The organism is Ruegeria sp. BB5 (assembly GCF_056539405.1).
In genome coordinates this window covers 1-14,457 of record NZ_JBQFUX010000013.1, presented here as the reverse complement: position 1 = coordinate 14,457, position 14,457 = coordinate 1, and the positions used below count along the sequence as shown (strand labels likewise).

The following is a 14,457-nucleotide window of genomic DNA, read 5'->3' as shown; positions in this document are numbered from 1 at the left end:
GTTTCAAAATAGAATAGCGCCGGAGCCTTTCGACTCCGGCGCAACCAGCTTCCAGATTATTGCGTCACTATTGGATGCCCATAAGCATCTTCGGGAGGAACAGTGACAATTCCGGAAGGAATGTAACCAAAAGCATTCGCCGCAAGCCGATCGGACCAACGAGACGCGAACTTTCTTGACGTTCGCCAAGAATGCACAAATGTCCGTTTTCTGTCTCAGTGAACAAAGCAGAGAGTGTCAAAGTTTCGCCTCCAAGACGCCACCTCTTCTCCAACATTTTCGCCGTTGAGACCGCGTTTAATTAGCGCGGCAAGCTGACCTGCATCGGCCGTCGTAATGCCCCAACGGACCAGTTCTGGCGTGCCAATGCGCAATCCGTTCATATCGCCGTCAACCACGGCCAATGGCAGTCCGATGCCGCAAGCTAGAAACCCATTCGGGCGCAGCTTTTTCGACGCCGCCTGACCGCCTCCAAAGGGTTCGGCCAATACGGCGAACTGGTGGGAGTTCGTAAAGCCTTCGGCCCCAGCAAAGACCGGAACGCCCTCTGTGTCCAATGCGGTCGCCAATGCTTGCGACATTGCGATCATCCCCCTGGCATAGGCTTTCCCAAAGTCCCTCCAATCCAGCATGGTCACCGCAAGAGCGGCCGTCTTCGCAGCATCGAAGTTGGCAGTCATCCCGGGGAACGCGATGGCATCCAGCGCCTTTGCGATCTCGGCGTCGTTGGTGACGATCAGTCCCCCGGCCGGTCCCCCAAGGCTTTTGTAGGTGCTCATCGTCATGAAATGCGCGCCTTCCTTCAGCGGGTTCGACCACGCCCGCCCGGCTATGATCCCGCATTGGTGGGCAGCGTCGAACATGACCTTAGCGCCGACTTCGTCCGCGATGGTACGAATGTCGGCCACAGGATGCTCAAACAGGTTCAGACTGCCGCCGATGGTGATCAGCTTGGGTCGTTCGGCCAGGGCCAATGCGCGAAGCTGATCCAGATCGACCGTGTAGCCATCCTTGTTTACGGGAGCCTCGACCGTGCGCAGGCCATAAAGCCCCGCACAGCCCGCGATATGGTGCGTCACATGCCCGCCAATCGACGCGGGCGGAGCGATAATCGTGTCACCCGGTTTGCAGGTCGCCATGAAGCCATACAGGTTGGCAATCGCGCCAGAGGGCACGCGGACCTCTGCGAAACTGGCATCGAACACCTCTGCGCAAAGCTGGGCGGTGATAACCTCGATTTCTTCGATCGCCTCCAATCCCATTTCATACTTGTCACCGGGATAGCCCAAGGACGGACGCGATCCGATACCTGACGACAAGAGCGCCTCTGCCTTGGGGTTCATAACATTGGTCGCCGGATTGAGGTTGAAGCAATCTTCCTCGTGGATCACACGGTTCCGCTCAGCGAGTGTCTGAACCCGGGCCAGAAGATCGGCCGAGGACGTGGACGCAGCCTTGTTGGCAATGTCCTGAACCAGAGTTTCACTCGTTATGGGAACCCAGTTTCGTTGTGCAAGTGTCATACGCCATCCTCCTGTTTGCACCAATCTGGCGCCTTGAGCGTGACAGCGCAAAGCAGATTTGCTATTTCTGGGCGTAGAAAAACTAAGGCTAGGAAATGAGCGTCGTCCCCAAACGCCCGAAGGGCCCACCGCTGAACGCCATGCGGGCATTTGAAGCTGCTGCGCGACATGTGAGTTTTGTTGCGGCTGCGGATGAGCTTTGCGTCACTCCCGGCGCGATCTCTCAGCATATCAAGACGTTGGAAGATTGGGCAGGCATGTCACTCTTTCGCCGTAACGCCCAAGGGGTGGAGTTGACGAAGGCCGGAGCATCGCTGGTCTCAAGGTTCACATCTGCCTTTGACGCGTTGGCGGATGCAACGCGCGCCTTGCGCAACCTTGGTCCGGACGTGGATTTTCACATCGCAGCCCTTCCTTCCGTCGCTCAGCTTTGGTTGCCGAAAAGACTGAGCAAGGTCAGAGCGCTATTGCCCATGATCAACTTCTCGGTCACCGCCATGGAAACCCCGCCGAGCCTGTCGAGAGAACTGTTCGATTTGGCGATTTTCTTCGATGTGCCCGATGGATCCCCCGATCAGGTCCCAATTTGTGCCGATGAGATTGTACCGGTGTGCGCACCCGCGCTTCTTGAACGGGTCGTAGACTTCGAGACAACGACGCTTCTGCACGACCAGACATGGGCAGATGACTGGGCCGTTTGGTCAAAGGCGACATCCACGCCCACAAGCGATCCGATACACGGTCCGAAGTTTTCCCTCTACAGCCTTGCCGTGGAAGAGGCCAAAGCCGGTGCCGGCGTCTTGATCGGGCATCTGTGCCTGATCGAAGAAGCGCTCGCGAAAGGTTCGCTGAAACGTACCAGCGAGGCTACTTGCCATACGGGGCGTCATTTGTGCGCTCGACTGCCCGAAGATTCGAGGCGAAGACCCGAAACTGATCAAGTCGTTTCGCTGCTTTACTAGAAGTTCCCAAGGCCCCCATTCGAGCGTGGTGCAGCATATCGTAGGTTTGGGCTCGCACCGGCCTTTCTCTGCGATGTGTCCCAAGAGGAGGAAGAGCCCATTGCTGCCGTTGATCACACTTCAGTCGTTCGCTCATGCAGCACGTCGCCAACCACGCAATCCGGACATTCTCTGAGTTGTACGCAGATGGCGGTGACGCGGACTTTTCTGCCCTTCGCCTGTTCGGAATCAAGAACCGCAGGCAGCCCAAACCGGACATTCACAACTAGACTTTGCAAATCCCAAACAAACGGACGAAGCCGAATTTCGCCGTCAGGGCCGAACGCCCGCAAACTAAACTTTTAACGGACTTCAAGCCATGTCTGCCAGTTGTTGTATTCCAGATCAGACAGAAAGACGTTGCTGCTCAGACCGGGTTGGCAGTACAACGCAATGCAGCGCCTGTCGCGTCTGAGAGAAGAAATTGGACTCTGATGACTGTCCGTTCAAGGGCAACGGAAACTTCTCGAAAACACGGAAGCAGACATTGGTGTACATGGAGTGAATAGCAGCAAAGTCCGCATTGCTGACATTCGCTGCAACTGCATTTTTCGTAATTGTGCACGTTCACGCAGTGCGAACAATGCAGCCAGCGCCTGATCAACAAAAAGTGCGTGCCAAGGTGTAACTTATCATCGCGGCCATGGCTTGGCACCCGCTGCCTCCCTCTCGGGACATTGTTGCCGCAATGCCCTGCCGGGAAGTGGATGATGGGCGCGGATCACGGTGCTGTCGATCATTTGCAGCTTGTGAGGAACGGCTCTGCTTTGGTTCAAAGTATCCACGATCGACTCCCATAGCATGTCGGACAGGTAAAGACCTGACAACACCGCTTCGGCGGATCAATAATTTTGCCCAAAACCGCTTGATTGGGAAGGCCTCGTTACCGAAGTCCTGACCCTAACCGACGTTTTGCTCGGTGACGATTTCCCCAAACCTGTCAAAAAACTTGGCTGAAAGTTTTTTTGCAGTCCCTGCAATCAACCGGCTGCCCAATTGCGCTATTTTTCCGCCGATTGTGACCTTGGCAGTATAGGATAAAACCGTTTCCTCGCCCTCCGTGCTAAGATTGACATCCGCACCCCCTTTGGCAAAGCCCGCAGCGCCACCTTTTCCTTCACCAGTCAGGGAAAACTCATCCGGAGCATTGGAGTTGTCCAACGTCACTTCGCCGCTGAACCGAGCCTTGACGGGGCCGATTTTGAGCACAACTTTGGCCTCCAAATGCTCGGGAGAATGCTGGATCAATTCCTCACAACCGGGAATGCACTCACGCAACACATCCGGATCATTTAGCGCTCGGTACACGACGTCACGCGGAGCAGAGATTCGGATTTCGTCATTTAGTTCCATTTGAGAGTCCTTTACTCAACAGCATCTTGGGAAAACGCGAAGTGCGGTCTCGGTCGCCTCTTCCGGGGTCTGTTCCGGCTTCACAGTCCGAAAGGACTGCAACCATTTACGCCATTTTTTCATCATGCGATGTCTCCTTGGAATTGTCTGAATTCCGCCAGAGGATGATCTCGGCGAGGATCGAAAGGGCGATTTCGTGCGGGTCGATTGCATGGATATCCAGACCGGCCGGTGACTTAAGCCGACTGGTCTGCTCGACGGTCATTCCCTGCACTTCCAACCTCTCGCACAACACCTTGGCCTTTCGGTGGCTCGCGACCATCGAAACGCGTCGTGCTGGTGATTCAAGCGCAGATTTCAGCGCTGCACCATCGCCCTTCCCCTGTGAGGCTACCACCGCGAAATCGCGTGGTTCAACCCCCAATGCGCTTAGGTCATTGGGATCAAAACCGATGAATTCCACCGAGCTTTCTGAACCTTCAGGCAAGCAAACACGCAGTCCGGTCAGCGCCGCGTGCGCAGCAAGCGCGTGTGCAATCGGAGAGTCTCCAAATATGATCAGGCGCGGAGCGTGCTGATACGGCTCGATCAACAAGTCGACAGTTCCGCCCGAAGGACAACCGCTTTTGAAGGTCTCAACACCATCCGGATCTGTCATCGCCACTACCTTTTCCGAAGGTTTCACGCGGATCATTTTCGGAATTCCAACCGCAAGTGCCTCCTGCGCCGATGCGCGTACGACGCGCTGCACGCACGCTCCACCCAGGTGCCCAAAAATACACCCGTCCCGCGTGATCACGGCCTTGCCACCTGCCTTGGCCGAGGTTGCGTCGGCAGTTCGAAGGACAGTTGCCACGCAAAAGGCGTCACCCTTTTGACGCAACTCCTCAATCGTGTCGAAAATGTCGAAACCTGCCATAGCCGTGTCCTTTCACAGTTTTCGGAATTCGGGTTCCAACACCGACAGCGCGTCGAGCGTGTTAGCCGGTAAGTGCGCATCCAGATACGGCTCCGCAGCCTGCATGGCAGCAGCAATGGGCTGATAGTCTTTCCATCCTTTAAGAGGATTCAGCCAAACAATCCGCCGCGCCTTGCGTCGAACCTGAGCCAGAGCTTCTCCCAAGGCTTCAGGTGACGAGCTGCAATAGCCGTCCGAGAGGATCAAAACGATCGTCCGTCCGTTCAATGCGCGGGCACCGTATCCGTTCAGAAACTTCTCAAGGCTTCCCGAGATGTCGGTCCCACCGCCGAATCCTTCGGCCATGAGTGATAACCGGCCGGCTGCACGCAGCGTGTCATGATCGCGCAGCGCATCAGTCACCCGCATCAAACGCGTGTGGAACAAATAGGCGTCTGCCTCAGCTCCACTACCGATCAATCCTTTCAAAAAGGCCAAAAAGACCCGCGAATAGACAGCCATGGAACCGCTGACGTCACACAAGGCCACAATCCTCATTGGGCGTGATGGGCGAGCGCGGCGATACAGATCCATCGGCTCTCCTCCTCGTGCAAGGCTGGCGCGTTGAATCCGGCGCATGTCCAAAGCAGAGCCCCGCAGAGCTTGCTTTCGCCTACGCGAGCGGCGGTCACGGATGGCGCGCGCGATGGCGGTCGCGACCTGTTCCGCCTGCCTCAGGGCGTCTTCATCCATCAGTTCGCGCAAATCCCGGCGCGACAGGTTGGCCGTACGGGTTGCGATTAGCTTCCCGTCTCTCCCCACGGCCTCCCCATCGCCGGTATCAGGTGCGGCGGCCTGATCCGTGCCAGTCTCGGATTCCTGACTATCCTGGCTCTCTTGCTGCCAGATCATCGGCTTTGCAGATTGAACCCGCACATGCGCGGTTTGGGCGGTTCCCGTGCGTTGCTTGCCAGTGTTGAACCAATAGGCTTCGAACAAATCATCGAACCGCCGCCAATCGTCGACGTCGCCAGCCAGCAACGCGCAAAGTGCCTGCTGGGCCTGTCTGACATCCGTCGCCTCAACCGCCGCCAGCGCACCCAATGCGTCCCCCGTTTCAGCCGGACCAACTCGCATCCCGTTCATACGCAAATGTTCGATGAAGCCGGACATGCGATCCGACAGACCAGATGCGCGAGAGGGGAAGCGGGTGACCTGCATCACGCCACCTTTCCGATCAGGCGATCCATCACTTCAGGCGGAGCTGCGTCATAGTCGGCTGCAGTTTTCAAAAGACAAACAAGGGTTGCCTGAACGTCTTTGCGGGACTGCGCCATGTCGTTGACGCCCAGCCCTGAAAGAGCGGCCGCCCAGTCCAGCATCTCGGCGATGCCGGGGGTCTTTTCCAAGTCCTCTTTGCGCAGCGCCTGCACAACGCTAATAATCTGGCGCGCCAACAGCCCTTCGACTGCGGGCATGCGAGCTTTCAGGATCGCCATTTCCGTTTCACGCGATGGGTAGTCGAGGAAACTATACAGGCACCGACGCCGCAGCGCGTCCGACAGGTCCCGAGTGCCATTCGCCGTCAGAATCACGATGGGCCGCGAACGCGCCTTGATGGTGCCGAGTTCAGGGATCGTGATCTGAAAGTCCGACAAAATTTCGAGCAGATAGGCCTCAAACTCCTCATCCGCCCTGTCGATTTCATCAATCAGCAGAACAGGTGGTTCTTCTTCGCTGATTGCTTCCAGCAAGGGTCGCTTTAGCAGATAATCATCGTTGAACAACTGCGCTTCGCTGGTGCCACCCTGTGCCTCGCTTGCGCGAATTGCCAGCAACTGGCGCTGGTAGTTCCACTCATAAATCGCATGGCTGGCATCGAGCCCTTCATAGCACTGCAACCGGATCAACCGCGCGGCGCGCTGTGCTGCCAACGCCTTGGCGACCTCGGTTTTACCGACACCAGCCGGGCCTTCCAGCAGCAGTGGACGCCCAAGCGTCTGCGCCAGATGCAACGCCATAGCCAATCGGTCGTCGGCAACATAGCCCACCTCGGCGAGGCCTTGCTGTATGTCCTGCAAGCTCATGCCATTCTCCCGGATTGCCGCCGCACCAAGTTTCGACGCGACGGCCTTTCCTGTTAGCCGTGCATTCCAAGACCATTGGCGATCTTCCAGATGCGCCAGTGATCATGCGGCATGTGGCTTTGAACAAGGCCAAATGGGCGGAAAGCATCATGCACCGCGTTCGAGAACGCAGGCACACCGCCGACATTCGGGCTCTCGCCCACGCCCTTGGCACCGATCGGGTGATGCGGAGATGGCGTCACCGTGTGATCAGTGGTGTAGTTGGGCGTCTCCCACGCGGTGGGCAAGAAGAAGTCCATCAACGTACCGGTCTTGACGTTGCCCATCTCATCATAGGCGATTTCCTGACCCATAGCGATGGCCAACGCCTCGGTCACGCCGCCATGGACCTGACCTTCGATGATCATGGGATTGATCCGGGTCCCGCAATCATCCAGCGCATAGAACTGCCGGACCTCCCATTCGCCGGTATCGACGTCGATCTCCATGACGCAGATATAGGCCCCGAACGGGTAGGTCATATTCGGCGGGTCATAGTAGCTTACGGCCTCCAGACCGGGTTCCAGCCCCGGAATGGCCTGATTATATGCGGCAAAGGCGATTTCTTTCATCGTCTTGAACCGCTCAGGCGCACCTTTGACTGAGAACCGATCCACGTCCCACTCAACGTCGTCGTCATGCACTTCCAGCAAGTAGGCTGCGATCATCTGCGCCTTGGCGCGGATTTTGCGGGCGGCCATCGCCGTTGCCGCGCCGGCCACGGGTGTCGACCGAGACCCATAGGTACCAAGCCCATAAGGCGCGGTATCAGTGTCGCCTTCTTCCAGCGTGATGTCATCGGCAGGCAGGCCGATCTCGCTGGCGATGATCTGAGCAAAAGTCGTAGCATGGCCCTGACCTTGGCTGATCGTCCCCAGCCGTGCGATGGCGGAACCGGTTGGGTGAATCCGGATTTCGCATGAGTCGAACATTCCCAACCCAAGGATATCGCAGTTCTTGACTGGTCCAGCCCCGACGATTTCGGTGAAATGCGTCAGGCCGATGCCCAGCAGTTTGCGGGTCTTTCCGGCTTTGAAGTCCTCGATCCGTTGCGCCTGCTCCGCCCGCAGACCATCATAGTCCACGGCCTTCAGTGCTTTGTCCCAAGCGGTGTGATAGTCACCCGAGTCATATTCCCATCCCAGCGCGGACTGATATGGGAACTGATCCTTGCGGATAAAGTTGATCCGGCGCAACTCGGCCGCGTCCATGTTCAGCTTGATGGCCAGAACCTCGATCATCCGCTCGATGAAATACGCAGCCTCGGTCACCCTGAACGAGCAACGATAGGCGACGCCGCCCGGTGCCTTGTTGGTGTAAACCCCATCCACAGCCAGATAAGCGGTGGGGATGTCATATGACCCGGTGCAGATGTTCATGAACCCGGCCGGGAACTTCGTTGGGTCGGCACAGGCGTCAAATCCACCATGATCTGCTGTGGTATGGCACCAGAGACCAGTGATCTTGCCATCCTTGGTCGCAGAGATCTTGCCTTGCATCCAGTAGTCGCGGGCAAAGGCGGTAGACATAAGGTTTTCCATCCGATTCTCGACCCATTTCACCGGTTGGCCGGTGACAATAGAGGCTACAACCGAGCAGACATAGCCCGCATAAGCACCAACTTTGTTACCGAAGCCGCCACCGATATCAGGGCTGATCACCCGGATATTGTGCTCGGCGAGACCAGAGATCAGCGACACTACGGTTCGGATCGCGTGCGGGGCCTGGAATGTACCATAAAGCGTAAGCTTACCGGTCACCTTATCCATCGAAGCCACACAGCCACAGGTCTCCAGCGGACATGGGTGGGTCCGGTGGTAATAGACCATCTCTTCGGCCACGACATCCGCCTCACCCAGCACAGCTTCCGTCGCATTTTTGTCGCCCTGTTCCCAAGTGAAAATGTGGTTGTGATGCTTGCGCGGGCCATGGGCGCCCTCGGTCTGACCCGCAAGGTCTTCACGCAGTACAACGTCCGATTTCAGCGCCTCGAACGGGTCGGTCAGAACGGGCAGTTCTTCGTAGTCAACCTCGACCAGTTCTGCCGCATCCGCTGCGATGTATCGATTTTCAGCAACGACATAGGCAACTTCTTGGCCCTGGAACAGAACCTTGCCATCGGCCAGCACCATTTGCTTGTCACCTGCCAGCGTCGGCATCCAATGCAAACCCAGCGGAGCCAGATCCTCGGCTGTCAACACAGCAACAACGCCGGGCACGGCCAACGCGGCCTCTTTGTTCACATTGACAACGCGGGCATGAGCATAGGGCGAGCGGACAAACGCGCCAAACAGCATCCCGTCCAGCTTGATGTCATCGACGTAGTTGCCCTTGCCTTGGGTAAAGCGCACATCCTCGACGCGTTTGCGCGAGCTACCCATCCCTTTGAGATTGGCGGCGCGTTCTTCGGGGGTCATGGTTTGATCGTTCATTCCGCGGCCTCCTTCTGAGCGTTCAGCATGTCAGCTGAAGCCGAGATCGCCTTGACGATGTTCTGGTACCCGGTGCATCGGCACAGGTTGCCAGCCATACCAAAGCGGATTTCTTCCTCGGTTGGGTTCGGGTTTTCCTGCAGCAGACGATGCGCGCGGGTGATCATGCCCGGCGTGCAGAAGCCGCACTGCAGCCCGTGATGTTCGCGAAACATCTCTTGCAAAACGCCAAGGCTACCATCGTCATTGGTCAGCCCTTCGACGGTTGTGATATCGGCCCCGTTCACCTGCGCCACAAAGGTTGTACAGGACTTGACGGACTTGCCATCAATATCCACGGTGCAGGCCCCACAATGGCTGGTTTCGCATCCAATATGCGGACCGGTGATTTTAAGATCTTCCCGCAGGAAGTGGATCAACAGCGTGCGCGGCTCGGCCAGACCTTCGACCTGTTTGCCGTTCACTGTTAGTTTTACGTGCATTTTTGACATGGTTGTTCCTCCCCTCAACTCGCGCGGCTTTGCGCACGGTCGATGGCGCGGCGCAGCATCACGGCGGCCACGTGTTTTTTGAATTCGACTGGGCCGCGATTGTCGGCCACCGGGTCGATTGCTTCGAGCATCGCGGCGACGCAGCCGCTGACGTCTCCGTCGGCCAGCGCATTGCTTGCGCTTTCGGACCAGATGGGCGTATCCGCCAGATTGGTCATCGCGACCGAGGCCTGTCCGTTGCCAACCATCACCGCAGCAGCTGCCGTCGCGTAGTCGCCGATCTTACGTTTCTGCTTTTCATACGCCTGCCCTACACCCACACCCGGCACCGGAATTGAGATCCGGGTCAGGATTTCCTCATCCTCACGTGCAGTAAAGTAAGCAGCCTCATAGAAATCCCGTGCCGCTACACTGCGGGTGCCGTCAGGACCGGACAGTTCGAACGTCGCATTCAGACACTGCATCAACCCCGGCATGTCGTTGCCCGGATCACCGTTGGCAACGTTCCCTCCAACAGTGCCCACGTAGCGGACCTGTGGATCAGCGATCTGCAACGCCGCCTCACGTATCAGCGGGATTGCCTCTGCCAGACCGTCATGCGTGATCAGTTCATGCTGGGTCGCCATCGCTCCCAGCGAGACGGAGTCGGCTCCAATCTCGATACCCTTCAATTCGTCAATGGCCTGAAGATCGACCAAGTGGCTCATTTCGGCCATGCGCAGCTTCATCATCGGGATCAGGCTGTGCCCGCCCGCAATGACGCGCGCCTCGTCTCCGTGTTCCTGTAGAATGCCGATGGCCGTGGCGATGTCGCCTGGCCGGTGATACTCAAAACCGGCTGGTATCATGTTTTTCCTCCCTGGGTCCGAGCGGTGTGCCTTGGGGAACCTGCGAGGTAGGAAAGAACGTGTGACTTAAGGCTTCCAGCGATCGGGAACAGGTCGCGCGGCTTGTTTCACGAAATGCGAATAGGCTGCATGAACTGCGATCAGAGGCCCAGAGCCTCGCGAATGTCCGTCAGGCGGGACCGGCTGACCGGCACTTTGGTCAACGCGTCCACCCCGTCAAAATAACAGGTGCCGTTGTCCTTGTGACGTTCAAAGCTAGAGACGTGTTTGGGGTTCACCAGATAGCTGCGATGGGCGCGCAAAAACCCGTCTGGTTTCAGGCGGTTTTCGGCCTCGGTGATCGACCATGGACAGAATAGTTTTTCAACACCCATATAGAGAACAGTATAATGCCCCTCGGCCCGGATGGCGGCAACGCTGGCGGGTTCCGTGAAATATGTCTGGCCTTCACGCTCGAACGGAACACCGGCGCGCAAGGTTGCGGGTTCCGGCGTGCGTTCGGGCGCCAGCTTTTCCTTCGGTTCGATGAACGAGATCCCGGTCAGCAGAAAAGCTCCGCAGATCAGGAAAACAGAAACGGTGACGCCCATCGCCAGAACCTGATTGTCCAGCGCGGGCCCCGCACCGCCGGCAGCGTCACTTGCCACAAAATCGGTCAGACCGGTCGCCACAAAGTGCATAGTAAAAACGGCCAACCCAAAGCAAACTGTGCCCAGCAGAATATTGCGTTGCGTGCGGTTGCCATAAGCAACCCAAATAGCCGCGACCGATAGGATCACCGAGGCCAACGTCGCCAGAGCTACGTCCAGAACATTGTATACGGGGCGGCATAGCTGCATTCCCGCCATGCCAATGTAGTGCATCACCACGATGCCCAGCCCCACGATCACCCCCGATCCGATCATCGTCTGAGGCGTACGCGGACGGAAATGCAGCAACAGCAGCGCCAGCCCAACCATCAGGATCGCTACAAGCGCAGAGATCAGAGTGATCAGAGCGTCGTAGTAAAACAGTATCGGCAGTTGCAGGCCCAGCATGGCAACGAAATGCATCGACCAGATACCGCCGCCCAGAATGACCGCAGCCAGAGCAACGACAAGCTTGCGGCGCTGGCTATCCAGCCGGGACGCGCCATGCGTCAGATAAAGGCCGGTAAATCCGGCCATCAGCGCAACGGCCAAAGAGGCCGCGACAAGCCAGGCGTTGTGCGAATAGTCCAGCATATAGGTGTACACGCCCTCCCCAGCGCGTGTCTGACGTTAGCAAACTGAAATTCCCGGCACAATCTACTCTGACCGGACTGCAGTAGCACGCGCAGAGGAATTCGACTCAGTCTCAGTGAGGCTAGCAAAGCTGTCCTGTGTCCGGCACCGAGTTCGAGCCATTCGGCAGCAGCGGCGGAACGTGTCTGCACGACGTGTCCTGGTTGAAGAGGGATCGCTCTTAGTTAAAGTGGTTGCAGTTCTAGACATGAAAGGTGGCGATTACGGTACATTCCATTCAAGTTGCGTCAAGGCAAGCTTCGCCGCTGCAGACATTTTGCCTGCCTCCTACTGCTACCGACCTATCCGGGCGATCACGATTTAGAGTTCGCGCCAGACCGGAGCAAAGATCCAGTTAGCCCAAAGGCTACGTGACCAAATAGGCGCGAACGCGTTTGAACACTTCGCGAATACACTGTTCATCTTCGGATCATTATATCGCCTTGCGACCCGTCGCACGTGCCTTGTTGTCCAGATCCCAGCCCGTGCCTCAACTGGCCCCTTGAGGAGTTTAGCGCGGCTTGGGAGGATTTCTTGGATCAATCCCGAAAGCGCCCCCTTATCGAATAAGGTGATCTTTTGCAGTCCAAGTGAACATCGGGTTATGGCTCGTCACGTCCGGGAGAGCTTTATGAGTGAAAAAGAACGCGATGACCAATAGGGCTGTAATGCTCGACTGCGTTATATTGAATAGCGCGGCGATTGGGTTGATTACCCCTGCCCTATTCCTTGGCTTGGCAATTGAATCCGACACCTTGCATCGCTGTTCGACGCCGACAATTACACGTAAGGAACACCGCGCGTAGATGGGTTCGCTAGACTGGGCTCCTTCGGGCCCTCTCCAACCTGCTTAGGACCCTTCAAACAGATCTAAAGTGGTCCGGTAAGACGGTGAACCAGACGCCTTAGAATCCGATTCATTTAAGGCTTGAGGCATATTTAGCTCAAAAATATTGACACTCTCTTGAAGTGGTTGATAAACGGTAAAAAAAAGAAGTACTCCCTTAAAACGAGTATAAAAATAATTAGTTTAAGGCTCTTGAGCAGTTATGTTTGATTTTAATTTACCCGAGCACGATCTCGGGGAATCCACCGCCTTTGCGCGGGCTCCAACCTCTACACCAAGTGTCTTTTTTGCCTTGGCAAAACGTGCGTTTGATCTTGTCCTGAGCGTATTTGTTCTGTTGCCTCTCGCGGTGTTTTTTGGAATCGTCCTGCTCGTCTTGAATCCAATTTGGAACAAGGGGCCTCTATTTTTCTCTCAGGTGCGTATGGGGAAAAACTGCGAACCATTCACAGCATACAAGTTTCGCAGCATGCGCCCGGCCAAGAAAATTGAACGGGGTGCTGATTGCCCGTTGGAAGAGGACAGAATTACCCAGCTTGGTCGCTTCTTGCGCAAGTCCCGCATTGATGAATTGCCACAAATCATTAATGTTTTCAAAGCTGAAATGAGCTTGATAGGCCCTCGACCGGATTACATCGAGCATGCCCGAGAATATATGTCGCTTATACCCGGATACCAGGCGCGTCACCTTGTGCGCCCCGGAATCAGTGGTTGGGCGCAGGTTGAACTTGGGTATATCGAAGGTACAGATGCGACACGCCGAAAAGTACAGGCAGATCTGTACTACATCGCAAATACCGGGCTGATCATGGAAGCTTGGATCGTGTGGCGCACCATTTCAATCATGCTACGCCGAAGTGGAGCTTGAGCAAACTCCGTCGGTAGAGGCTTTCGGAAGATCCAGATTTTTCCAGCGATCAAAATCTGAGACGCCTGCCGCAGACCAGGTAAGCTGATCAAGCTTGAAGAAAGTCAGGAAACTATGACCTTCTACCCTTTTTCGAAGGGGAGAGGATTTAAGTTGTACTCAACTTTAGGCTGTTTTACAAAAGTTCAAAAAATGGGTATCAAACTGTCTTTTTACAGAATTGCCACATGGTGTTTTGTGGATATTTTTTTGGCGGATTGTTTCGGGACGTTTGTTTTGAAAGTTGTTAGTGAGGCGCCGATCGAAAAAGCGATAGATTGACGTGAAGATTCGAGCGGTGTCTTTGAGGTTGAGAAGCCTGTTGGCGTTGGTATGTGCGGGTGCGGCGGGCATGGGTCAGGCGCATTCTGTTTCGACCTATGTCACACCCGGCCTACTTGAGATTCCGACCGCCGAGATGTTCGATGACGGGGCGCTGGTGTTCACCGCTGCGGGGTTACGCAATGGCGGGCGGGGGACGATGACGTTCCAGATGCTGCCCTGGGTGCATGGCAGCTTCCGCTATGCGGTGATCGACAGGCTGGATGGGCCCGACACCACCCGGTATGACCGCAGCTTTGACATCCATTTCCGGTTGCGCGAGTTCGGCGCCGTCACCGCCTGGCACCTTGATATCCGCAACGCCGCACAGCTGACCCTGGCCGAGCAATTCCAGCTGCGCTCAAACGACATCATTTTCATCGCGGAAAACCCTGTCACAAAATGGGGCCGCACCATCAGCCAGATCACCCCATCCCTTGTCACGACG

At 56.5% G+C, this 14,457-nt stretch carries 11 protein-coding genes and 3 pseudogenes; 4 read left to right on the top strand and 10 right to left on the bottom strand.

Annotation, left to right across the window (positions count from 1 at the left end; all coding sequences use genetic code 11):
• Nucleotides 1-215: 215 nt before the first annotated feature.
• Entirely contained in the window at nt 216-1,523 is a 1,308-nt protein-coding gene (locus ACR0DL_RS20480) for an aminotransferase class I/II-fold pyridoxal phosphate-dependent enzyme (protein WP_480691030.1), read from the bottom strand.
• 95 nt (nt 1,524-1,618) lie between these two features.
• Here ACR0DL_RS20480 and ACR0DL_RS20475 point away from each other — a divergent pair, with 95 nt between their 5' ends.
• Nucleotides 1,619-2,485, top strand: a complete 867-nt coding sequence (locus tag ACR0DL_RS20475) for a LysR family transcriptional regulator (protein WP_480691028.1) — start codon at nt 1,619-1,621, stop codon at nt 2,483-2,485.
• Between the two features lie 734 nt (nt 2,486-3,219).
• Here ACR0DL_RS20475 and ACR0DL_RS20470 read toward each other — a convergent pair.
• The 9 genes and pseudogenes from ACR0DL_RS20470 to ACR0DL_RS20430 form a co-directional block, all read right to left on the bottom strand.
• Nucleotides 3,220-3,324 (bottom strand): annotated as a pseudogene (locus ACR0DL_RS20470) (IS5/IS1182 family transposase); the annotation flags it as partial.
• A gap of 100 nt (nt 3,325-3,424) precedes the next feature.
• Complete coding sequence (locus ACR0DL_RS20465; protein WP_170352094.1) at nt 3,425-3,877, bottom strand: SRPBCC family protein; 453 nt, start codon at nt 3,875-3,877, stop codon at nt 3,425-3,427.
• Nucleotides 3,878-3,983: 106 nt separating this feature from the next.
• Nucleotides 3,984-4,796, bottom strand: a complete 813-nt coding sequence (locus ACR0DL_RS20460; RefSeq protein WP_480639159.1) for an XdhC family protein — start codon at nt 4,794-4,796, stop codon at nt 3,984-3,986.
• A 12-nt stretch (nt 4,797-4,808) separates the two neighbouring features.
• Nucleotides 4,809-5,996 carry a vWA domain-containing protein gene (locus ACR0DL_RS20455; protein WP_480691026.1) on the bottom strand — a complete coding sequence of 396 codons (1,188 nt, stop codon included), beginning with the start codon at nt 5,994-5,996 and terminating at the stop codon, nt 4,809-4,811.
• Entirely contained in the window at nt 5,996-6,862 is an 867-nt protein-coding gene (locus tag ACR0DL_RS20450; RefSeq protein ID WP_170551244.1) for an AAA family ATPase, read from the bottom strand. The genes ACR0DL_RS20455 and ACR0DL_RS20450 overlap by 1 nt, the downstream gene beginning before the upstream one ends.
• Nucleotides 6,863-6,915: 53 nt before the next feature.
• On the bottom strand, nt 6,916-9,333 hold the full coding sequence (locus ACR0DL_RS20445; RefSeq protein WP_480691024.1) for an aerobic carbon-monoxide dehydrogenase large subunit: 2,418 nt from the start codon (nt 9,331-9,333) through the stop codon (nt 6,916-6,918).
• Entirely contained in the window at nt 9,330-9,824 is a 495-nt protein-coding gene (locus ACR0DL_RS20440; protein WP_093963851.1) for a (2Fe-2S)-binding protein, read from the bottom strand. The genes ACR0DL_RS20445 and ACR0DL_RS20440 overlap by 4 nt, the downstream gene beginning before the upstream one ends.
• Nucleotides 9,825-9,838: 14 nt before the next feature.
• Nucleotides 9,839-10,672: an FAD binding domain-containing protein gene (locus tag ACR0DL_RS20435; RefSeq protein WP_170415127.1), complete on the bottom strand. Its 834-nt coding sequence runs from the start codon at nt 10,670-10,672 to the stop codon at nt 9,839-9,841.
• Nucleotides 10,673-10,812: 140 nt separating this feature from the next.
• Entirely contained in the window at nt 10,813-11,895 is a 1,083-nt protein-coding gene (locus tag ACR0DL_RS20430; RefSeq protein WP_480664433.1) for an MHYT domain-containing protein, read from the bottom strand.
• A gap of 1,088 nt (nt 11,896-12,983) precedes the next feature.
• Between ACR0DL_RS20430 and ACR0DL_RS20425 the strand changes: the two genes are divergently transcribed.
• The 3 genes and pseudogenes from ACR0DL_RS20425 to ACR0DL_RS20415 all read left to right on the top strand — a co-directional run.
• Complete coding sequence (locus tag ACR0DL_RS20425; protein WP_480691022.1) at nt 12,984-13,649, top strand: sugar transferase; 666 nt, start codon at nt 12,984-12,986, stop codon at nt 13,647-13,649.
• 391 nt (nt 13,650-14,040) lie between these two features.
• Nucleotides 14,041-14,280: pseudogene (locus tag ACR0DL_RS20420) on the top strand (YjbH domain-containing protein); the annotation flags it as partial.
• A gap of 6 nt (nt 14,281-14,286) precedes the next feature.
• Nucleotides 14,287-14,457 (top strand): annotated as a pseudogene (locus ACR0DL_RS20415) (polysaccharide biosynthesis/export family protein); the annotation flags it as partial.